At 72.1% G+C, this 23,215-nt stretch carries 10 protein-coding genes; 2 read left to right on the top strand and 8 right to left on the bottom strand.

What is annotated here, in order from left to right; genetic code table 11:
• Window positions 1–114: 114 nt before the first annotated feature.
• The 3 genes from ACRAKF_RS28640 to ACRAKF_RS28630 form a co-directional block, all read right to left on the bottom strand.
• Window positions 115–876 (bottom strand): NUDIX hydrolase, encoded by a 762-nt coding sequence (locus tag ACRAKF_RS28640; RefSeq protein ID WP_447040419.1) that lies wholly within the window; start codon window positions 874–876, stop codon window positions 115–117.
• A gap of 117 nt (window positions 877–993) precedes the next feature.
• A complete protein-coding gene (locus ACRAKF_RS28635; RefSeq protein WP_447040418.1) occupies window positions 994–2,904 on the bottom strand; it encodes a glycogen debranching N-terminal domain-containing protein in 1,911 nt (636 codons plus the stop codon).
• Between the two features lie 381 nt (window positions 2,905–3,285).
• On the bottom strand, window positions 3,286–4,764 hold the full coding sequence (locus tag ACRAKF_RS28630) for a DUF4192 domain-containing protein (RefSeq protein ID WP_447040417.1): 1,479 nt from the start codon (window positions 4,762–4,764) through the stop codon (window positions 3,286–3,288).
• Between the two features lie 310 nt (window positions 4,765–5,074).
• Between ACRAKF_RS28630 and argB the strand changes: the two genes are divergently transcribed.
• Entirely contained in the window at window positions 5,075–6,106 is a 1,032-nt protein-coding gene (gene argB / locus ACRAKF_RS28625) for an acetylglutamate kinase (RefSeq protein WP_447040416.1), read from the top strand.
• Window positions 6,107–6,233: 127 nt separating this feature from the next.
• Here the strand turns inward: argB and ACRAKF_RS28620 are convergent, their stop codons facing one another.
• The 3 genes from ACRAKF_RS28620 to ACRAKF_RS28610 form a co-directional block, all read right to left on the bottom strand.
• Complete coding sequence (locus tag ACRAKF_RS28620; protein WP_447040415.1) at window positions 6,234–6,755, bottom strand: GNAT family N-acetyltransferase; 522 nt, start codon at window positions 6,753–6,755, stop codon at window positions 6,234–6,236.
• A gap of 203 nt (window positions 6,756–6,958) precedes the next feature.
• Complete coding sequence (locus tag ACRAKF_RS28615; protein WP_447040414.1) at window positions 6,959–8,542, bottom strand: amidohydrolase; 1,584 nt, start codon at window positions 8,540–8,542, stop codon at window positions 6,959–6,961.
• 147 nt (window positions 8,543–8,689) lie between these two features.
• Entirely contained in the window at window positions 8,690–8,902 is a 213-nt protein-coding gene (locus tag ACRAKF_RS28610) for an MbtH family protein (RefSeq protein ID WP_447040413.1), read from the bottom strand.
• A gap of 310 nt (window positions 8,903–9,212) precedes the next feature.
• Here ACRAKF_RS28610 and ACRAKF_RS28605 point away from each other — a divergent pair, with 310 nt between their 5' ends.
• Window positions 9,213–10,481, top strand: a complete 1,269-nt coding sequence (locus ACRAKF_RS28605; RefSeq protein WP_447040412.1) for an alpha/beta hydrolase-fold protein — start codon at window positions 9,213–9,215, stop codon at window positions 10,479–10,481.
• Between the two features lie 6 nt (window positions 10,482–10,487).
• Here the strand turns inward: ACRAKF_RS28605 and ACRAKF_RS28600 are convergent, their stop codons facing one another.
• Window positions 10,488–12,197, bottom strand: coding sequence for an ABC transporter ATP-binding protein (locus tag ACRAKF_RS28600; RefSeq protein ID WP_447040411.1), 1,710 nt, complete (start codon window positions 12,195–12,197; stop codon window positions 10,488–10,490).
• Window positions 12,181–23,193 carry an amino acid adenylation domain-containing protein gene (locus ACRAKF_RS28595; protein ID WP_447040410.1) on the bottom strand — a complete coding sequence of 3,671 codons (11,013 nt, stop codon included), beginning with the start codon at window positions 23,191–23,193 and terminating at the stop codon, window positions 12,181–12,183. The genes ACRAKF_RS28600 and ACRAKF_RS28595 overlap by 17 nt, the downstream gene beginning before the upstream one ends.
• Window positions 23,194–23,215 lie beyond the last annotated feature (22 nt).

Genomic DNA, 23,215 nt, shown 5'->3' with positions numbered 1-23,215 from the left:
CAAGATAACGCGACATATACGGCTTTTCGGGCAGGGCGGCCGTTACTGGTGTCCCTCCGCATGGCGCGGAAGGCGGATCGGCGGGCCGACCGGCGTCAGCGGTGAACGTCGGCGTCAGACCTCGGGGCGCAACATCGGGGGGTTGAGGAGTGTCGCGCCTCCCGCGCGGAAGAGCTGCGCGGGTCGACCGCCCTGCCGGGTCGTGGTGCCGCCGGTGGGTACGAGGAAGCCCGGGGTGCCCGTGACCTTGCGGTGAAAGTTGCGGGGGTCGAGGACGACGCCCCACACCGCCTCGTACACCCGCCGCAGCTCGCCGACGGTGAACTCCGGCGGGCAGAAGGCCGTGGCCAGCGAGGAGTACTCGATCTTGGATCTGGCCCGTTCGACCCCGTCCGCGAGGATCTGTCCGTGATCGAACGCGAGCGGCGCCGACGGCTCTCCCTCGCGTCCATACCCACCCTTTTCGAGCAGGGCTTCGACGGGCGCCCAGCGCGCGCTGTGCGCGTCGCCGCCCGCGCGGGGCGCGGGCAGGTCCGGGGCGAGGGCGAGGTGGGCGACGCTGACGACGCGCATCCGGGGATCGCGCTCGGGGCTGCCGTATGTGGCGAGCTGCTCGAGGTGCGCTCCGTTGGCCTGGGCCGGGGCGGCGGGGTCGTGGGCGCAGAGGCCCGTCTCCTCGCTCAGTTCGCGTGCCGCCGCGGACGACAGGTCCTCATCGGGACGGACGAATCCGCCGGGGAGTGCCCAACGCCTCTGGAAGGGCTGTTCACCGCGCCGCACGGCCAGCGCGCAGAGTGCGTGGCGGCGCACGGTCAGCACGACCAGGTCGACGGTGACGGCGAAGGGCGGGAAGGCCGACGGGTCGTAGGGCGACATGCCGCGATCATAGTCGTCTGCCTGACGATAAACATCTCCTCCGTCCACTGCTTACCGGCCCGTTTTCAGCGGCCGCCCGGCTGCCCCTCATCGGGGGCCGGCTCGATAGTCGCCAGGTCACACCCTCAACTGCAGTGTGTCGGCCGCTTCCTCGACCATGACCAGACCCAGCCGGCTCACCCGTACGGAGAAGGGGGCGCCGGCGACACTCAGCGAGGTCAGGCCCAGCTCTCCCAGCGGGGCGCCGGGAACGGGCCGCAGCGTCACCGTGCCCGCCGGTGCGTCGGGCCGGATCCCGACGAGTGCCGCGAGGACGTGCACCCCTGCTGCCGCGGTGGTGGCCGCGGGGCGGCAGGCGGCCGGGTGCGGGAGCGGAGCCGCGCCCTCTGATCGCTGCTCCCCCGCGTACATCTCGGGCAGCCGGTGGCCGAAGCTCTCGGCCGCCGACAGCATGCCTCGTAGCAGAGAGCTCGCCTCCTTCTCGTGGCCCGCCGCGAGAAGCCCCGCGACGGCGACCGCCGTCTCCTGCACGCGGACCGCTCCGCTCCGATGCCCGAACGGGTTGTACGCGACCTCCTTCGCGCCCAGGCTGCGCAGTCCCCATCCGGAGTCCATGGCGGGGCTGCTGAGCAGCCGGGCCAGTTGTCCGGTCCGGACCTTGTCGAGCAGTCCGGGGGCGAGCACTCCCGATCCGAGCAGGCCGGTGTCCAGGAGGTGGGCCGCTCCACCGGTGAGGTGCGGAACAAGGCGCCCGTCGGGCAGACGTGCCAGGGCCGGTCGGCCGCCCGCCCGGTCCTCCACCCAGAACTCCGCACGGAACGCGGTCCGCAGCGACTGGGCCCACTGCCGCAGCTCGGCAACGCCGTCACGGCCGTACGCGTCGAGCAGGTCCGCACCGAGGAGCGCGGCCCGGTGGGCGTGAGCCTGGGTGATGCAGCGCGCCGGTCCGTTCGGCTGTGCGTCCGACAGGAACGCTCTGTCGCCCACTGCGGTGCGCAGCCACCGCAGGCATCCCTCCGCGGCGGGCAGCAACTCCTCCACCTCTTCGCTCGGCAGCCCCCAACGCCACGCCTCCGCGAGGAGGGCCGGGAAGAGGAGGGTCGCCTCGGTCCCCGTGCAGTCGGGTGGCAGGTGTGGCCCTGCGTCCCTCAGCGGACCGGGGATCATGCCTGACCGCAGGTCCGGCCCGGTGAGTTGGCCGCGGGCCAGGGTGCGCAGCGTGCCGACGGCGAGTCTGGTCCCGAGCGGCAGCGTCATGCGGGCCGCGACCAGTGCCTCGGCGGGTGCGAGTCCGCAGCGCCACGGGGCACCAGCAGCCGCGTACACGTCGGCGGGATGTTCGTGATCCCGCAGCAGCAGTGCCCGCAGGTCCTCGACGGATCGGCCGAGGAGTGGCTGCACCCTGGCGTCGTCGCCGACTGCCCTCGCCGCGGCGAGGGGACGCGTCGGGCCGTGCCCTGCCGCGCGGGCAGGTCCTGCGCCGACGGATCGCACCCGCAACTCCAGGCTCCGCGAGCCGCCCGGCGGCAGTTCCACCTCCCAGCGCAGCAGTCCGGCGGAGGCCAGGGCGTCGACAGGTGCCGGGTCGGCCGTGACCAGGCTGTCGCCCGCAGCGGACGACCATCGCATGCCGGAGCCGTGTACGCAGGCCGGCAGCTCCGGGCCGGCTCTGCCGGACGCTACCGCGCCGAGCTCGGCCAGGTCCGTGGCGAGCGCGACCTCGACGGGCAGCCGCAGGGGGCGCATGGCCGAACTGCGCAGGGTGATCCTTTCCGTACCGTCGGCGTGCCGGATCCGTTCGACGACGATCTCCGGATCGGGGCCGGTACCGGTCGGCAGACGCAACGTCGCCATGAAGCGGGCACTGTCCGCGGTGACCATGCGGGCCTGCACCGGGACCGGCTCGCGACCGGCCACGCGCACCTGGCAACGGGACAGGATCCGCCGTCCCGCGCGGTAGAAGCCTTCCAGTCCTCGGCCGGTCAACTGTCCCTGTTCCGAGGAGATCACGAGGGCGGGTAGGGCCACGCAGACAAGGGACGCATGCGCGGGCGGAAGTTCGACGGAACCGGCGGGGCCGACTGGGCGCCGCGTTGCCGGGGCCGGTGGGCCGGGCGAGCGAGCCGGGGTCGGCGCGTCCCGCTGGGGCCCCTCTCTGTCGGATACGGGAGACGGAGCGGAAGGGGGCATGAGGCGGCTTCTTCGGCGTTGGCTGCGTGGCCCGGGTAGGTCGGGGGTGATACCGCGGCCTGCAACGGCCACTGATACCGCCACTCAGGTGAACGGTTCCGACCCACCGCAAGTCACGCGTCCACAGCATGAAGCCGACCGCATGGAGCCAATTTCTTATGGACGCCACCGCGGAACACAGACGTGTCACCAAGGTGAGCGACCATCCGGGCAGCGGGCTCATCGGCCGTTCCTCGCGTCTCGCCTGACCATGCGCCACCGGTTCTGCTGCGCCTGGCCGGGACCACTGGAGGGGCGGGTGTTGCCACGGGGAGCGGAGTCGGCTGTTCCAGCCGAGCGCGGCAGCCGACGGCGGCGGCGCCGACGGGTGGCGCCGCTTTCGGCTGGTGCGCGCGGGGGCGAATCGTCGTCCGTTGATTCGTCGTCCGGTTTCCCCGGCCGCTGGGAGGCTCCGGCTTGTGAGGTGCCACCGTCGTCTTTGCTCCGCAGGCAGCGCCGGATGGCTTCCGGGTCCAGGCCCTCGTTGCAGGCGCGGTGCAGCAGCAGGGCGAACATGTACTCCGGGTCGGCACACAGCGCCATGTCCAGGGCCTCCTGTCCCTCTACGAGGTCACCGAGGGACCAGGCCACCCAGCCCGCGAGGGACAAGGGTGCCGCCGCGTGCTCCGCGTACGCGCCGACACAGCGCCGCGCCAGCGCCCTCCAGAGCCGCAGGGCCGCGGGGGCCGCATCGCCCTCCATCCAGGCCGCGGCGTGATCGCGCGTCGTACGTACCTGGAGGCCGATGATGAGTGCGGCGGCCTCGTCGTGTGCGATCAGTCCGTCGTCCCTGCCGTCCTCGGCGGACGTGCCGGATACCGGCGGGGCGTCGGCCAACCGCCCCATGATGCGGCGAGCCAGGTCGAGCGTCTCCTCCGCGGTTTCGTGGCCCTCCTCGTTCAGCATCCTGGGGATGAGCGCAAGGCCCGCGGCGTCGAGTGCGCGCTCCTGCTCCACCGCGCCGCCGGTCACCCACGGCGCGAGCCGGCCCCTGATCTGGCTCTGCGTGGCATCCACTCGGACTCCCATGTACGTCGATGCGGCGGCCAGGACCGAGGTGCCAGGCCTGAGCAGAGGGATGCCTTCCGGCGGGCAGCAGCGGGTGTCCGGGCAGCAGTAGGTCCAGAAGCGGCCGTCCGAGATGCACACGACCTCGAACACCGGTACTTCCAGGGCGCCGCAGGCCGTGCGCAGTAGCTGCGCGAGCGGCCGCAGGTGTTCCACGACCTGCTGTCCGGAATCCCCGGCGCCGGGCTCGCGGCAGAGGAAGGCGACGATGCCGTCGGGGCGGTCACCCCGCCGCTCGCAACCGCTCACCAGACACTGCGCCAACTGATCAGCGACGCAGGACCAGTCCTCCGCGCGCTCGGGGATACCGAGCCGCACACGTCCACCGAACCGCCCGCGCTCGCCGTGCAGGGCGATGAGCACGATGCTCTCCTCCGGCTTGAAGCCGAGCAAATACGGCAAGGCGTCCGCCAGTTCGGCCGGGGTTCGCAGGGTGACCATGGGCTCGTCGAGCGGGTCACCGGTATGTGTCGGCGCGTCGAGTGCGACCGGGTCGCCCACACTCATCGCTTTCTCCGGCGCGATCGGCTCGCCGACCCTCATCGGCTCGTCGGGCTCGACCGGGCCGGCTGCTTCGCTGTGATTCGTCATGCGCCGACTCTGCCCCGGAAGTCGAGGCTCCGGTTGAGGCTGTGGATAACCCTGGACAGGGGCACGCCAAGGGTTATCCACAGCCTCAACCGGATGTCAGACCCGTCGTGTTGCATGGGGGCATGGCAGGCGACATCACCGCCACCGTCGTCCGCTGTTCGCACACGTCACGAGAGAGAGGTGATCCGCCAGGGCTACCATTAGCTAGGTTAGGCTTACCTAAGAAACATGAACGGGCGGCATGTCTCATAGGGCGGGCCGTGGACGGCACGAAGGCTACGCACAGACACCGCGAGAGAAGACGGGGACCATGACCGAACAGGCCGCGACGGCCGGACCAATTGACCATGCCGACGCCGACGCCGACGCCGACGGAGAGAGCTTCCGCCTGCTGGTGTCACATCCGGACTCGAATCCCTCCGCGGGGAAACGGCCGGAGGAACTGCAAGGCAGCGCGGTCGTCGTGAAGTTCGGCGGTCACGCCATGGTGGACGAGGCTTCTCAGCGGTCGTTCGCCCAGGACATCGTGGATCTGTGGCACGCGGGCCTGCGTCCGGTCGTCGTGCACGGCGGCGGACCTCAGATCAACGCGATGCTCGACCGGCTCAACCTGGAGACCCGTTTCGAGGCGGGCCTGCGGGTGACCACTCCGGAGACCATGGAGGTCGTGCGGATGGTTCTGACCGGCCGAGTACAGAGGGATTTGGTCGGGCACATCAACGCACACGGGCCCTTCGCCGTAGGCATGACGGGCGAGGACGCGCACACCATGACGGCGGTGCGGAGGGCGGCCTGGGTGGACGGCCGGCCCGTCGACCTCGGCCTCGTCGGCGACATCGTGGACGTGAACCCGGGCATGGTGCGCACGCTCCTGGAGCAGGGGCACATACCGGTGGTCTCCCCCGTGGCTCGCGGTGAGGACGGGCAGGTCTACAACGTCAACGCCGATCTCGCCGCGTCGGCCCTGGCCGTGGCACTCGATGCCGAGAGGCTGGTCATGCTCACCGACGTGGAGGGGCTGTATGCGAACTGGCCGCATAGCACCGACGTCATCAAGCACCTGACGGCCGATGCGCTGGACGCGATGCTGCCGGGGTTGGCCAGCGGGATGCTACCCAAGATGGAGGGTTGCTTGCGGGCAGTGCGCGGGGGTGTACGCAAGGCGCACGTACTTGATGGGCGTGTGCCGCACGCGGTACTGCGGGGCGTTCTCGACGAGATCAGCCCCGGCACCACCGTGGTCCCCGACCCCAGGGGCGACGTCACCACCCTGATAGGCAACGCCCGGGCGAACCCAGCCAACTCCGCCAGTCCCGCCAACGCCGCTGCCGTCGGCCCCTGACGACCAGCACCAGCCGGACGACGCCACCGTGGCGCCGCCCCTGAGCCCACATCCATCGCGACCCACGGGCGTCACCACGTCACGGTGTTACGACCTCCCGGCATCGCGGCACCGCGACACCGCGACATCACAACGCCCGTACAAGAACCTGTGCGTTGCGCCGAGGGTCGAGTGACTTTGCCCAGGAGGGCGGGGCCAGCGGTGCCGACGTGAGGGTGAAGCCGTGGCGGATGAAGAGGTTGCCGTCGCCGGTCGTGGCCGTGAACAGGGCGTTGAGGGACTGGGCGTGCGCCACGTGCAAGGCGGCGCGAAGGAGCTCGGCGCCCACGCCGCGGCCTTGCCGGTGGCCTGCCACGCAGAAGTTGTACAGGACTCCGGCCGGCTTGCGGTTCTCGGCGGAGCCGGACGCAGAGCCGGACACAGAGCCGGAGGCGTGGACGCTCAAGCCCACGCAGCCTTCGATCTCGCCCGCGGGGGTTTGCAGTATGAGGAAGTCGGCCGCCTGCGCGGCGTAGAGGGATGCGGGCCGGGCTCGGAGCGCCCCTGAGCGTGCGAAGGGCTCGGACAGGGCGGCGAGCGCGGGGGCATCCTCCTCGCGGGCCGCACGTACGAAGGATGTCGGGGCGGGGCGCGGCGTAGCCGTGATCAAGGCTTTCCTTCCTCGGTTCCACGAACAGAATCGAAGCAAGGTTAGCCTTGCCTAAGTTAAGGATTCATGCGGGGGTCCAAGTGAGTCTGTGGTTGCGGGTTTGGTTGCGGGTTTGGTTGCGGCTTTGGTTGCAGGGTCGGACGCAGATGCGGACGGAGACGCGGACACAGATGTGGACGCAGCCGTGGGCGGGTTTCCGGAGGTTAGTGCGATCCAGAGTTCGCCGGCTCCCGCCCATCGACGTACGTTGCGGCCACCTCGATGTTCCCGATGCGGGACACGTCCACGGACCGGGGGTCGTCGCCGAGTACCGCCAGGTCGGCTCGCTTGCCGGGGGTGAGGGTGCCGAGGCTGTTCTCCCAGTGGCAGGCGTGGGCGCCGGCGACCGTGTAGGCGTGCAGGGCCTCGTCCACCGTCATGGCCTCGGCCGGGCCGATGACCTCTCCGGACTCCGAAGCGCGCTCGACCATGAACTGGACGGCACGGAGGGGGGAACCGTCCGCGACCGGACGGTCGGAGCTGCCGACGACCGGGACGCCGTGGTCGAGGAATCCCCTGCCTCGATAGAGCCATGGCGCCCGCGCTTCGCCCATGATCGCCGCATAGTCGTCGCCGAAGTAACGCAGGAAGTTGGGCTGGACGACCGCGCTGACGCCGAGCTGTGCGAAGCGGGGCAGTTGGTCGGGACGGATCAGGCCGGCGTGTTCGATGCGGTGCCGGGCGTCGGGCCGCGGTCGGAGGCGCTGGGCCCGTTCCAGGGCGTCCAGGGCGATGTCGGCCGCGCGGTCGCCGATCGCGTGGACCGCGAGCTGCCATCCGGCCAGGTGCCCATCCACGATCATGTCCGCGAGCACGTCCGGGTCGTCCTGCAACTGGCCCGTATGACCAAGGCCTTCGTACGGGCCGCTGAGCGCCGCGGTCCTGGCCATCATGCCGCCGTCGGTGTAGATCTTCAGGGCGCCCACGGAGAGTCGGTCGTCGCCGAAGCCGGAGCGCAAGCCGAGGCCGAAGGCCCGCGGGATGCCGTCGGCCTCGTGCGCGGCGACCGGGCGCAGACACTCGGCGGAGACCATGAGCTGCGTCCGCAGCGGAAGCAGACCCTGCTCGCGGGCGAGCTGATAGGCGCCCAGCTCGACCGGGCTGTGGCCGAAGAGAGTGCCGCCGATGCCGGCCTCGGCGCAGGCGGTGATGCCCTCGGACAGGCACGTGCGGGCGGCGATGCCGATCGCCTCCGCCAACTCCTGCTGGGAGTACGGCAGCCGCAGCGCGCGGGCGGCACCCATGGCGCCCTCGGCGAGGAAGCCGTTCTCGTGCGGGAGGTCCGCGGGGAGGAGGTCCAGGACGGCGGAGTTGACGACGCAGCCGTGGCCGGAGTCGTGCAGTATGTACACTTTGCGCCCGTGGCTGACCCGGTCCAGTTCGGCCGCGGTCAGATGACGGCCGAGGGCCCGCTGGTCGTAGCCGACGAGGTTCAGCCAGGCACCGGCCGGCGCCTGCGTCGCGGACGCGGCTTTCTCCACGACGGCGAGCACATCGTCCACGCGCGTGCGGCCCGCAATGCTCGGCGTGCTCTCCTTGAGCCCGGTCCAGGCCAGGTGCACATGGGCGTCGATGAACCCGGGCAGCACGGTCGCGCCCTGAAGGTCGATCACCTCGCGCGCGGGCAGCGAGGTCACGGCCTCGTCGAGCCCCGCGACACGGCCCCGCCAGATGCCCAGGTCATGCGCTACGGGATGGTCCGGGTCCATGGTGAGGAAGCGGGCGTTCGTCAGCCTGGTGCAGAGCATCAACGGGGTGCCTCCGGAATATCGGCCGGCCCGTGGGCCGGTATGTCACGACCCGCGGGCCGGCGCGACGCTGCTGACGCCCGCTCAGCCGGCCCCCCTCTCCCCCTCCCTCACCGCGCCGGGGAGAACTCGGGAGAACTCAGGTGCTCAGCTGTCCATGGATGCCGCGAGGGATCGGGGACGCAGGTCCGTCCAGTGGGTCTCGACGTATTCGAGGCACGCGTCCCTGGTGTTCTCCTCGAAGGCGATCGTCCAGCCCCCGGGCACCTCGGCGAAGGAAGGCCAGATCGAGTGCTGCCCCTCGTCGTTCACCAGGACCAGGAAACGGCCTTCGGGGTCATCGAAGGGGTTGGTGCTCATGCGTCGGTTCCTCCTCGGGTCCGACGGGCCCTGGGGCCGCGCCGACGTGATGCGTATGCGTTCGATCTGCCTGTGCCGTGCCGTGCCGTGCCTGTGCGTACACGTACACGTGTGCCACGTGTACGTGTACGCACGTGCGTGTGCTCAGCTTTCGCTGAAGAGCGACCATGGCCGAACCTGCCCGCGGAGGCAAGCCATTGATCGCCGTCATGCTCACTGCATGGCCAGCATGTGATGAGCATATTAGGTTAGGCTCCCCTAATTAAAGCGAGCTTAGCCTCTCCCCTTTCCCGCTCACAAGGAGACGTTCATGTGCCCCGCCACGGAGCCCGCCTTCGCCGACTTCGGGTTGCCCGGCGCCCCCGGTACCGAGGAATTCTGGGCGGCGGCGCGTACCCCCGTCTCGATCCCCGTACCCGACGACGACGGCGGCGGTTGGAGAACGCTCTTCCTGTGGCGTGGACGTCCCTCCCCATCCACACGGGCCGCCTCCCCGGTCCTCATCGACTTCGAGAGCCTGCTGGAGCCCGTCCCCCTGCGCCAGTGGGGCGGCACGGACTGCTGGTACGCCGAAGTGCGCATGCCGGCGCGGCTTCGCGTGACCTATCGGTTCCTCGTCGGCGGCGAGGCGTACGCCGACCCGCTCAATCCGGTCGGCGCCGGCGGTGACCGGTCCATCGCCGCGACGCCGGACGCCCCCGCCCAGCCGCACTGGCCGACCGTCGGTCCCGACGACGTCCTGCCCGTGCCGCGCGCCCGGATTCGCTGGGCGAGTGAACGGCTCGGGGGCCGGCGCACCGTACGCGTGCATCCGGTGGGCGGTGGTGGTCCGGTGGTGCTGCTGCTCGACGGCGACGACTGGCTGTACCTGCACCCGGCCATGACCGCGTTCGACTCGGCCTTCGCGGCCGGTGAGATGCCGCCCGTCACCCTGGTCTTCCTGCCGAGCAAGGACCGGGAGGCCGAGTTCGGCTGCCGGCCCGAGCTGTGGGAGGCGGTACGGGACGAACTGCTGCCGCTGGTGGCGGAGTCCGGCATACCCGCCGACCCGGGCCGGCTCGTGGTGGCCGGGCAGAGCCTCGGCGGGCTGAGCGCGATGTACGCGGCGATCGAGTTCCCGGAGCTGGTCTCGCGCGTCGCCTGCCAGTCCGGGTCGTTCTGGTGGTCGCCCGAGGCCATGGAACTGGATGATCCTCTGGCCGACCCCCCGGCCGCCCCCGCGGATACCCCTCCGGCCGCCCCCGTAGCTGGCCCCGCGGCCGGCCCCGCGGCCGGCCCCCGAGCCGACCCCATGGATGACCCCCAGGCCGGCCCCCCGACCGACCGCCCGGCCGCCCCCCTGAGCGGCCGGACCGGTGGTGCCATCGCTGCGCGGCTCGACGGGCGTGACCTGTCCGGCCTGCGGATAGCCTTCGATCTGGGAGAGCACGAGCCCCGTATGCTCCCCCACTGCGAGCTGACCGAGGACCTGACCCGGCGGGCCGGTGCCACCGTGCGCGTCTCGCGGTCGGCGTCCGGGCACGACCGTGCCGGCTGGCGGCACGCCCTGCTGAGGGACGTCGCCTGGACGCTCAGCTGAGGGAAGTCACCGCGCCACCGCCGAGCAGTACTCCTCGTCCGACGCGAGAAGATTGCGATGAGTGTCCTCGGCGGTGATGGCACCGTCATCGAGTACGAGGACACGGTCGGCCGCGTCCAGCAGCGCCGGGCTGCTGGTGAGCACCACGGTCGTCCGTCCCCTCCGCAGCTTCGCGACATTGCGCGCGATGAGCTGCTCGGTGACGGCGTCGACGGCCGTGGTCGGGTCGTGCAGAACGAGGACGTCGGTGTCGGCGGCGAGGGCGCGGGCCAGGGAGAGGCGTTGGCGCTGCCCGCCGGAGAGGTTCGAGCCACGGTCGCGGACACCGTGGTCGAGGCCTTCGCGGTGGAGGGCGACGACGTCCGTCAGCATGGAGGCCTCGACGGCTTCGGGAACCATGCCGCTGGTGCCGGACGGGTCGATGTTCGTGCGGAGCGTGCCGGCGAAGATCTCCCCGTCGTAGGGGTTCACGAGCAGGTGTTCGCGGACCGCCTCGACCGAGAGGTCCGTGAGCTCCTTGCCGCTGACCCGCACGACACCCTCGTACGATTCCGGCGGTACGCGCAGGGCGAGGACCGACGCGAGGTCGGCCGCCGCCCGCGGCTGGTAGACGGCGATGGCCACGAACTCGCCCGCGGCCACCTTGAACCGCAGCTTGCGCAGGGTCCCGTACTCGACGCCGTCGATGTCGAGGTCCCCGCCCGCGGCCGGGCTCTCCTCCCCCGGTGTCGCCACCGGCGGTGCGGACAGGACCAGCGCCATCCGCTCGGCCGAGGCGCGCGCGATCATCACGTACTTGGGCATCTCGGAGAACAGCTTGAGCGGCTCGATGATGAACTGCGCGAGGCCCACGGCCATGACGAGCTCGCCGATGGTGATCTGCCCCTCGAAGGCGAGCCAGCCCGCCGTCAGGGTCACCGCGGCGGCGAGCACCGCGTTGAGAGCGAGGGCGGTGCCCGCGTAGACGCCGTTCACCTTGGCGACGGTGATCGACTGGTGCTTCGCCTCCGCGCTGACCTTGCGGTAGGAGCGGAAGGCCGCGTGGTTGCCGCCGAAGCCGTGCAGCGGGCGCAGGCCGGTGATCAGGTCGGCGACCTTGGCGCCCGCCCGTGCCACGCGGGCCTGCTGTTCCTTCGTGCTCGCGCCGATCCGCCGGGACATCACGCTGAGGATCGACAGGATCGCGACGGTTCCGGCGATCACGAGCGCGCCGAGCCGGAGGTCGGCGAGGCCGAGCGCGACCGCCGCGACCACCACCGCGACGAGCGAGCTGATCAGCAGCGGCACGACTTCGATGATGTCGGCCGTCTGGTCGGCGTCCTCGGTGGCGATGGTGAGGATCTCGCCGGACTTGAGGTCGACGTCCCTGGCCACGGGCTGGAGCCCGCAGGCCGCCACCCGTACGCGCCAGCGGTGCGCCTCGGTCGTGTTGGCCTTCTGGAGGATGCGCATGCCGAACCGCCACGACAGCGAGACCGTCGTGATGATCACGGCGAGCGCGCCGATCGACAGGGCGAGCGCGCCGAGGCTCCGCTCGCCCTGCATCGTGTGCTCCACGATCATGCCGAGCGCGATGGGGAAGGCGGTCTCGCCGGCCTGGTAGAGGCCCATGAGGACGGTGCCCCAGAGCATGGCGGCGCGGTTGCGGCGCAGCGCGGTCCGCAGGATGTGGGGGGACCCCGCGCCGGGCCGCCCCGTGTCAGTTGTCGTTGTCATCGGGGCCGGGGTGACGGGTGTGGGTGTCTGCGTTGTCATCGAGGTGGCGCGCTATCGCTTCCGGGGTTCGCAGGGTGAACAGGTCTCGGATGGTGACCACAGGACCGTACTCCCGTCGGAGCAGGCCGATCAGCCGTACGGCGAGCATCGAGTGGCCACCGAGGGAGACGAAGTCGCTCACCGCGCTGACCTCGTCGTCGTCCAGGTCCAGGGCTTCGGCGAAGAACTCGCAGACCAGTTCTTCCGTCTCGGTCTCCGGGCCGCGCTCCGCCGCCGTGGTCAGCGCGCCGAGCGGCTTGGCCTCCGGCAGTGCCTTCGTGTCGGCCTTTCCGTTCACGGTCAGCGGGATGCCGTCGACCTGGGCGTAGTGCGTCGGGCGCAGGAAGTCCGGGAGCCCCGCGCCCACCTCGGCGGCGACCGCCGCGAGGTCGAGGCCGTCGAGCACGAGATAGGCGGCGAGCCGGTACGCGCCGTCGACCTGCGGATCGGGCTGCGCGACGGCCGCGACGAACCGGACGGCCGGGTGCGCCGCGAACGCGGCCTCGACCTCGCCCAGTTCGACCCGGTGGCCCCGGATCTTGACCTGCTGGTCGGTGCGGCCCAGGTACATCAGGTTGCCGTCGGGCCGCCGGACCACGAGGTCGCCGGTGCGGTACATGCGCTCGCCCGGTGCGCCGAACGGGCAGGCGACGAAGCGGTGCGCGGTCTGGGCGGGCTGCCCGAGGTAGCCGCGCGCGATGCCGATGCCCGCCACGTACAGCTCGCCCGGCACGCCGTCCGGCAGGGGCCGCAGCCAGGGGTCGAGTACGTACGCGTCGGTGTTGTCGATCGCCACGCCCACCACCGGGTCCTGGCACTCGAAGGTGCCGACGCCGAGGGTGTTGATGGTGTATTCGGTGGGCCCGTAGAGGTTGTAGCCGACGGTTCCCTCGGTCTCGGCGAGGCGCCGCCACAGCGTCGGGGTGACGGCCTCGCCGCCGAGCAGGACCAGCGCGGGCCGCCGCGCGGGGTTGTCGAGCAGGCCCTCGGCGACCAGTTGCTGGGCGTAGGTCGGGGTCACGTTGATGACGTCGATGCCGTGTTCGAGGCAGTACTCGACCAGGCGGGGCGCGTCGCGGCGCAGTTCCTCGTCGCAGATGTGCACCTCGTGGCCGTCGGCGAGCCAGAGCAGTTCCTCCCACGACATGTCGAAGGCGAACGACACGGTGTGCGCGATCCGGAAGACCCGGCCCGGGTGTTCCGCGAGGACCGGCTCGAAGATCCGCCGCTGGTGGTTGACCAGCATGTTGGTGAGGCCCGCGTACTCGGTGACGACGCCCTTGGGCTTCCCGGTCGATCCCGAGGTGTAGATCGTGTACGCGGGGTGCCGCAGCCGGTCCGGATCATCCGGGGCAAACGTCACACAGGGCTCGGCGTCCGGCAGCGGCCGGTCGAGCTCGATCAGGTCGCACACGCCGAAAGCCTCCCCCGTGAGCCGAGGTGCGACGCCGCTCACCGTGAGGATCACGTCCGGCCGGGCGTCCGCGACGATCGCCGCGATCCGCTCGTCCGGGTGGTCGAGCTCCAGCGGTACGTACGCGGCGCCGGCGCGCAGCACGGCGAAGAGCGCCACGATCGAGTCGAGCGAGCGCGGGACCGCGAGGCCCACCGTCGTCTCCGGCCCGACGCCGCGCCCGGCAAGGACGCCCGCCACCGCCCGGCTGCGGTCGCGCAGCTCGGCGAAGGTCATGGTGCCGCCCCGCGCGACGAGCGCGGTCCGCTCGGGGTCGCGGTCCGCCGCCAGGTCGAACCGGTCGACCACGGTGTCCGTCCCGACGTCGGTGCGCTCGCCGGGTTCCGGCCGGGGGGCGAGCCCCGGCAGCGCGCCGAGGGGACCGGCCGCCGAGGCGAGGTCCTGGAGTACGCGCAGGTAGTCGTCGAGGAGCCGCCGGGCGCTCGCGGTGTCGCCGTCGCGGTGCTCCAGCTTGACCGTGAGCCGCTCGCCGGGGGTGACGACCCAGGTGTACGGGTAGTGCGTGGAATCGTCGGCCTTGACGGACGTGATGCCGTGCCGGGCGTTCATCGCGGCGAACGCGTCCATGTCCAGGAAATTCTGGAGGACGAACAGGTTGTCGAAGAGCGTGTCGTGCCCGCTGGCCCGCTGGATCTCGCCGAGGCCGAGGTGCTCGTGCTCCATCGCCTCGACCCTGGCGCTCTGCACGGCCGACAGATACGCGCCGACCGTGTCGCCGGGCCGGGCCCGGGTCCACATGGGCACGGTGTTGAGGAGTACGCCGACGACCTCGGAGAGGCCCTCGCCCTCGCGGCCGGAGACCGTCACGCCGAACACGGCGTCACCGCGTCCGGTACGGGCGCCGAGCAGCAGCCCGAAGGCGCCGGTCAGCACCGAGTTGAGCGTGACGCCGTGCGTCCTGGCCGCTTCCCGCAGCAGTCGCGACTGCTCGGCGGAGAGCGTGTGGACGAGCGCGTCGGGCAGGTCGTCCGAGAGGGACGGCGTGGGCCCGGCGAGCAGCGTCGGGCCCGGGAGCCCCGCCAGGTGCTCCGCCCAGAAGCGCTCCGACGCGGCGGAGTCCTTGGCGTCCAGCGTGCGGGCGTACTCCTCGAAGCCCGGCGTGGCCGGGGAGGCGTCGAGCGGCTCGCCCGCGACGACGGCCTCGTACGCGTCGAAGAGGTCCCGCAGCACGATCTCGCGGGACCAGCCGTCCCAGAGCAGCAGGTGGTAGCTGAGCAGCAGGCCGTCGTGTCCTTCGGGCAGACGGACGACGGTCAGCCGGATCAGCGGCGGCTCGGCCGGGTCGAAGCCCGTGTCGCGGTCCCGGGCGCGCAGCGTGTCGACCTCGGCTTCGGTGGACAGCGACACCGTACGGACGTCGACGCGTCGGCCCGCCTTGAGGAGCTGTACGGGATTGCCGTCGTCGTCCGTCGCGAAGCCCGCGCCCACGACGGGGTGACGGGCGATGACGTGCGCCATGGCTTCGGCCAGGGCGTCGGTGTCGAGGCGCCGGTCGAAGGTGAACCAGCTCTGCGCGACGTAGTGGCCCGCCGTGCCCGCCATCTGGGCCTGGAAGAACAGGCCGCGCTGGAGCGGGGTGACCGGCGCCGTGCGCTCGGCCGTTTCCGCGGTGTCCGCGAGGTGTTCGAGCGCGCTCAGCCAGTGCTGGACGATCTCGTCGGGCACGCCGTCGGCGAGGGTGAACTCGGCGTGCAGGCTGCCGGTCGCCTCGTCGGTCCAGGCGTTGACCTCGACGGCGTACGGGCTGTTCCGGTCGCCGCCGGTGATGCGCGGCACGTCGGATTCGCCGCCCCTGCCGAGGTAGTTGAACAGCACCTGCGGCTGGGCGGTGAGCAGCGGGGCCGTCTGCGGGTTGAGGTACCTGAGCCGGCCGTACGTCGCGTGGCCGCGCTCGTCCGGCTGGCGTTCGGCGACCTCGCGGGCCGCCGCGACGGGGTCGGTGTGCGGGGTCAGCCGCACGGGTGCGATGGCGGTGAACCAGCCGATGGTGCGCGTGTAGTCGTGGTGGTCGAGTGCCGGGACCCGGCCGTGCCGTTCGAGATCGACCGCGAGGTCGGTGGGGGACTCCTGTACGTGGGTCAGCGCGGTCCGCAGCGCGCCGCACAGCAGTTCGGTGAGGCCGAGGCCGAGCGCGGCGGGCGCGGTGCGCGTCACGCGGTCGCTCACCTCGGGCGCGAGCACGGCCGTGGTCTCGCGGAGCGAGCCCGGCGCGGGCAGCGGTGCCGGCGCCTCGAGCGTGCTGATCCACTCCCCGAGGTCCTCGGTGGCCTGCGTGGACGCTACCGCCAGTGCCTCGGCGTACTCGGCGTAGGACGTGGTCGGCGGTGCCAGGTCCTCGCCGCGCAGGGCGGCGGCGAGGTCGTCGAGCAGGATCAGCCAGGAGACCGCGTCGACGGCGAGGTGGTGCGCGGTCACCACCAGGGTCCCGCTCGCCTCCAGCCACGAGAACGCGACGACGCCCCCGGCCACGGGGTCGAGCCGCCCGGCCGCCTCGTCGGCGGCGGACGTCACGTCGGCGGCCGCCGTTCGTACGACCGTGACGTCGCCGGCGGGTTCCGTACGCAGGGACCACACGCCGTGTTCGACGCGCAGCCGCAGCCGGAGCGCGGGATGGGCGGCCACGACGGCGTTCGCGGCGCGCACGGCGTCGGCGTACCCGGTGCCCTCGGGGGCGCGCACCGCTCTGGCCTGGGCGAACCGGTCCAGCGTGCCGCCCAGTTCGCGCTGGCGCAGCATGATGGGCGTGGGCGTCACGGGGCCGTCCTCGCGGCAGCGTACGGGGGCGGGCGTCGTGGGCCGGGGCGCGCTCGACGCCAGCCGCTCGGCGAGCGCGCGCGGCGTCCGGCACAGGAACACGTCCCGCGGCGCGATCGGCAGGCCGAGTGCCCTGGCCCGGTTGATCACGGTGATGGCGACGATGCTGTCGCCCCCCGCCGCGAAGAAGTCGGTGTCGTCGTCGACGGAGGCGCCGGGCAGGGCTTCGGCGAAGACACCGACGAGCGCGGCGAGCGCGGAGCCGCCGACGGCACCCGAAGCTCCGTCCGGCGAGGCAGCGCCCTGCGGAACGTCGTCCTCCGCCGCCCGCGCGGCCAGCGCCTTGCGGTCCAGCTTGCCGTTGACCGTCAACGGCAGTACGTCGATGGGCAGTACGCGCCCCGGCACCATGTGCACCGGCAGCTTCGCGGCCAGCAGGGCCGTGAGGTCGCAGGGCGCCCGGCCCACGACGTGCGCGACCAGGTGATCGCCGCTGTCCGCCACGGTGACGGCCACGTCGACCACGCCGTCGAGTTCCCGTATCGCGGACTCGACCTCGCCGAGCTCGATGCGGAAGCCCTTGAGCTGCACCTGGTCGTCGGCGCGCCCCACGAACTCCAGCTCGCCGTCGAGCGTGCGGCGGGCCAGGTCGCCCGTGTGGTACATCCGCGATCCGTCGCCCGTGAAGGGGTTCGCCACGAACCGGCCGGCCGTGAGCCCCGGCCTGCCCAGGTAGCCGAGCGCCACCTGGTCGCCCGCGACGTAGATGGCACCGACCTGTCCCGGTGCCACCGGCCTGAGCCGGTCGTCGAGCAGATGGGTGACCAGGCCCGGGATCGGCCCGCCGATCGGGCTGACGTCGTCGCCGGGCGCGAAGTCTGCGTCCGTGAGGACCCGGTGGGTGACGTGGACGGTGGTCTCGGTGATGCCGTACATGTTGACCAGCTCGGGCGACGCGGTGCCGTGCCGCTCGACCCAGCCGCGCAGCCGTCCGAGGTCGAGGGCCTCGCCGCCGAAGATGATCCGGCGCAGGGAGGTGACCGGCTCGTCCGCGTGCCGGTCGGCCTCGATGAACCGGTGGAACGCCGACGGGGTCTGGTTGAGCACCGTCACCCCGCGCTCACGGACGAGGCGGTGGAAGTCGACGGGCGAGCGGGTGAGCCCGTACTCCGGCACGAGCAGCTCACCGCCGTGCGTCAGCGCGCCCCACAGCTCCCAGACCGCGAAGTCGAAGGAGAAGGAGTGGAACTGGACCCACACGTCGGACGGCCCGAAGCCCATGTCGGGCCGCGTGTTCGCGAGCAGCGTCACCACGCTGGAGTGCGGCACGGCGACGCCCTTGGGGCGCCCGGTCGACCCGGAGGTGTAGATCACGTAGGCGGGGTCGTGCCATCCGGCGTCGGGCCCGGCCTGCACCGACTGCCCTGCCTCGCCGCCGGGTTCCGGCAGCAGCTCGTCCCCCTGCACGAGCACGCGCGCCGGTACGCCGGCCTTGGCCAGGAGTCCGGTGAAACGGTCCTGCTGCTCGCGTTCGACGAGCACGACCTGCGGGGCCGCGTCGGCCAGGACGTACTCCAGGCGTTCGTCCGGGTAGGCCAGGTCGAGCGGTACGTACGCGCCGCCCGCGGCGACGATCGCGACCAGGGCGACGACCTGTTCGACCGAGCGCGGCACGGCGACGGCGACCCGCTTGCCGGGGCCGACCCCGGCCGCCCGCAGCCGCGCGGCCAAGGCGTCCTTCGCGTGCGCCAGTTCGCCGTACGAGAGGGACCTCGTGCCCCCGTCGAGGGCGCACTGGGTGACGGCCGTGGCGGCCGGATCGCGGCGGGCGGCGGCGTCGAACAGTGCGCCGAGGGTGGTGCGGGTGACGGGCTCGGGGTGCCGGGCGTCCTCGGGCACCACCTCGGTGACCAGGGCGTCCTGCCGGGTGAGCAGGCCGGTGAGGGTCGCGGTGAACGTCCGCAGGATCTCCTGGGCGGACGTCTCCCGCAGGAGTTCACCGTCGTAGATGAGGTTGAAGCGCGGCCCGCCGTCGGCCGTGCGCTCCACGACCAGGGTCAGCGGGTAGTGCGGGGCGCCCTCGTTGACGATGTCGGTGACGGCCAGTCCGGCGTCGGGCGTGCGCAGGTCGGCGACGTCGGTCGCCACGTCGAACACCACCAGGGTGTCGAAGAGGTTGCCCGCGCCGGCCCGGCGGCCGATGCGTGCCAGCGAGACGTGCTGGTGCGGCAGGACCGCGCTCTGGTGCGCGCGCACCGAGGCGAGCAGGTCGCGTGCGGTGGTGCCGGCCGTCCAGCGGGCGCGCACGGGGACCGTGTTGATGAACAGGCCCACCATGTCGCCGATGCCGGGCACGTCCGCGTCGCGGCCGGACACCGTGGAGCCGAAGACGACGTCCGTGCCGCGCAGGATGCCGCCGAGCGTCACCGCCCAGGCGCTGTGCACGGCGACGCTGAGCGGGACACCGGCCGCGCGTACGGCCGCGTCGATGTCGTCGGCGGGCTCCACGGCGGTGTCGGCGAACCGGTCGGAGGGGGTGTGGCCCTCGGCGACCAGGGAGGGTCCCGGCAGTTCGGCGAGTTCCTCGCCCCAGACCCGGTCGCTCTCGTCGTCGTCGCGTCCGGCGAGCCACTTCACGTAGTCGGGGAAGCCGCGCAGCGCGTACACGCTGCCCGGCGCGTGGTATTCGGCGAGGAGCGCGCGGAGCATCGGTGGCACCGACCAGCCGTCGGCGATGATGTGGTGCACAGTCTGCACCAGGACGTTCCTGCCGGCTCCTGCGCGGATCAGCGTGTACCGCATCAGCGGTCCCGTGGCCAGGTCGAATCCGGCGCGGCGGTCGCTCTCGGCGTACGCGCGTATCTCGTCGTCGGTGATGCCGGGGCGCTCCAGCGTGGTGAAGGGCGCCTGGACCCCGCCGTCGAGTACGGAGACGACGCGGCCGTCGGCCAGGGCCACGAAGCGGGCGGCCAGGTTCGGGTAGAGCGTGAGCAGCCGGGTGGCCGCGGCGGCGAGCCGGTCGGCGTCCACCTCGCCGCCGGGCGCGTCCAGCGTGAGGAGCTGCTGCTCGACGTAGGCGCCCGCCGAGTCGTCGTCGAAGACGGAGTGGAAGTACAGGCCTTCCTGGAGCGGCGTCAGCGGCAGGATGTCCCGCAGGGCGGGTCCGTCCAGGTCGTCGACGTCGGCCTGGGTGAGGGGGACGAGGGGGAAGTCGCTGGGGGTGTGACCGCCCTGGTCGAGCGCGGCGAGGGCGGCGAGGGTCTCGCGGAAGTAGCCGCCGAGGACCGTGATGTCGTCGTCGGTGAACATGCCGTCGGGCCAGGAGACGGTGGTGACCAGCTCGTAATCGCCGCCGTCCGCGCCGGGTTCGGCGATCGCGTTGAACTCCAGGGCGCGCGGCAGCCGCATCCTCGGGTCGCGCTTCTCGCCCAACTGCCCGGTGGGGCCGGTGAGCTGCCACTCCCCCGAGGCGCCCGCGTCGAAGCGGCCCAGGTAGTTGAAGAGCACCTGCGGTGCGGGCGTGTCGAAGCCGGTCCCGTGGAGGTAGCGCAGGGCGCCGTGGGAGAGGCCGTTGGCGGGCACGCGGGCGAGGTCTTCCTTGACCGCCTTGAGCGCGGCCGCCAGGTACGCGGGCGCCCGGAAGTCGTCCGTCGCGCCGGGGTCCACGGTCACCGGGAACAGTGTGGTGAACCAGCCCACGGTCCGTGAGAGCTCCGGCTCGAAGCCCGCGGCGTCGGCCACGAACCGCCCTTCGCGGCCGTGCCCCTCCAGCTCGATGTGCGCGAACGTCTGGTCCTGGCCGAGGTCGCGGCGCCACCGGGCGAGGGTGACGGCCAGCGCGGTCAGCAGGACGTCGTTGACGCCCGCGTGGAACTTCGCGGGGACCTCGCCGAGGAGTGCCGCGGTGACCTCGGGGCCCACGGAGACGGTACGCAGCCGCTCGTTCGCCACGGTGTCGGCCCCGGTCAGCGGACGCCTGCCAAGCGGCTCGTCCGCGCCGGGCAGGGGGCGGAGCCAGTGGTCGCGGTCGGCGTCGAACGGGGCGCGTTCGAGGAGCTGCGTCCAGCGCCGGAACGACGTGGTGACCGGGGGCAGCTCGATCGTCTCCCCCACGGTGACCTGCCGCCACGCCGTGGCCAGGTCCTCCATCAGGACCCGCCAGGAGACACCGTCGACGACCACGTGGTGCACGACCACGACCAGTTCGCGGGCCGCGCGGCGCCAGACGGCGCGCAGCATCACGCCGCCCTCCGGGTCGAGCCCCTCGGTGGCGAGCTCGACGCACTCCTCCAGCGGCAGGCCGCTCTCCTGCCAGCTCGCCGTGGCCCGTTCCGCGGACGGGATGACGAAGCTCCAGCGGTCGCCGCACACCAGCTCGGCGCGGAGCATGTCGTGGCGGCGGACCACCGCGGCGAGGATGTCGTCGAGGGCGTCCGCCGTGAGGTCCGCCGGGGTGTTCAGGACCACCGACTGCACGAAGCCGTCGATCGCGTCCGTGGTCTCGCCGAGCCACTGCACGACGGGCGATCCGATGACGGGGCCTGTCGCGACGTCGCCGTGGTCGACCGTGGCGACGTCCTCGCGGCTCGCCACGGCCGCGAGGGCGCCGACGACTCCGTGGGTGAAGATCTGCCGGGCGGTGACGTAGAGACCTGCCTCGCGCAACGCGCTGAGCAGTGAGATCGCCAGGATGCTGTCGCCGCCGAGGGCGAAGAAGTCCTGGTCGACGCCGACTTCGTCGAGTTGGAGCAGTTCCGCGACCGCCGTGCAGACCACGCGTTCGTTCTCGGTGGACGGGGGCGCGAGCGCGGCCGCCTCGGTGACCGGCTCGGGCAGGGCGCGCCGGTCGACCTTGCCGTTGGCGGTGAGCGGGAACTCCGGCACCACGACGACGTGGGCGGGCACCATGTACTCGACCATGTGCTCGGCGGCCCATGCCTTGACGGCGTCCGCCCGCAGGTCCTCGCTCCCGGCGGCCGGGATCACGTACCCCACGAGGTAGGTGCCGCCCGCCGCGTTCTTCTTGGCGACGACGCAGGTGTGCCGTACCGCGGGGTGTTCGGCGAGGCCGACCTCGACGTCCTCGATCTCCAGGCGCATGCCGCGGATCTTGATCTGGTTGTCGGCCCGGCCGAGGAAGTCGAGGGAACCGTCGGGGGCGAACCGGGCGAGGTCACCGGTGCGGTAGAGCCGGGAGCCGTCGTCGGCGAAGGGGTTGGCCACGAACCGGGAGGCCGTCAGGCCGGGCGCGTTGACGTATCCGCGCCCCAGGAGGAGGCCGCCCACGTACAGTTCGCCGCCGACCCCGACCGGTACCGGGCGCAGCTCGTCGTCGAGTACGTACAGCTGCGTGTTGGGGTTGGCCCTGCCGATCGAGGTCGACAGGCGTTCCGCCGCGCCCCGGTAGATGACGTGGGAGACGCCGATGGTCGTCTCGGCGGGGCCGTAGCCGTGGTACATCGGTATGTCGAGGCGGGTGCGGAACCGGTCGTACAGCTCCGAGGTGAGGACCTCGCCGCCGCACCACACGTGCCGCAGGCTGTCGAGCGCGTCGGAGTCGCCGGCGATCTCCAGGAGTACGTCGAGCATCGACGAGACGAGGTACGTGAACGTGACGCGCTGCTCGGCGATGACGGCGAGGAGGTGGTGCGGGTCGCGCTCGCCGCCGGGCCGCAGGACCACGAGCCTGCCGCCGCTGACCAGGGGCAGGAAGATCTCGTTGATGGAGATGTCGAAGGAGAGCGGCGCCTTGAACAGCGAGGCGTCGTCGGGGCCGAAGCCGAGGATCTCGTCGACCTGCCAGAGCAGGCGCTCGCTGATCGCCGCGTGACGGATCATGGCGCCCTTGGGGCGTCCGGTCGAACCCGACGTGAAGATGACGTAGGCGAGGGAGTCGCCGGGGGCGGCGATCCCCGTCTCCTCGGTGGGGTGGTCGCAAAACCGCCAGTCGCCGAGGTCGACGGCCACGGCTTCCGGTTCGTCAGGGGCGTGCTCGCCCGAGGCGTTGAGCTGGAGGACGACGCGGGCGTCCTCGATGACGACGGCGCGGCGCGCGGCGGGCCACTGCGGGTCGAGCGGGACGAACGCGCAGCCCGCCTGGAGGACGCCGAGGAGCCCGATCACCATGTCGGCCGAGCGGCCGAGGGAGATGCCGACGACCTGCTCGGCGGTGAGCCCGCGCGCGATCAGGTGGTGGGCGAGCTGGGCGGAGCGCTCCGCCGCCTGGCGGTACGTCAGGGACCGGTGCTCGTCGACGACGGCGATGGCGTCGGGCCTGGTCCGCGCCTGCTCGCGGAACATCTCGACGATGGTCGGGCGGACCCGCTCGGCGTCGGTGTCGTTCCACTCGGCGAGGGCCGCGAGCCTGGCCGCGGGGCCGGACGGGCCGATGGTGCCGAGAGTCCTGTCGGGGAAGTCGGCCAGGTCGTCGAGGGCGAGCTGCGCGTCGGCGAGGTCGACGCCTTCGGGGACGGCGATGCTCCGGCCGTCGTCACCGACCGGCCAACCGCCGGTTCCGGTGCCGCCGTTGTCCGCCCAGGCCAGGACGTCGGCGAAGAGCGTGCCGGGCGCGAGGTCGATGCCGTCGGGAGAGCGGCCCGTCGCCCAGTACGACAGGCCTATCGCGCACGCTTCGGCGATGGCCCGGTCGGAGTGGTCACCGGTCCGCCGGCGCACCGCCGCCAGACGCTCGGGGGCAAGCAGTACGAGGCGAGCGCTCGGTTCGGTCATCGAAGACTCAGCGTCCTTCCAC

The organism is Streptomyces sp. DSM 118878, assembly GCF_052936595.1.
The sequence above is the reverse complement of the archived record's forward strand: the minus strand, read 5'-3'. Positions and strand labels throughout refer to the sequence as shown.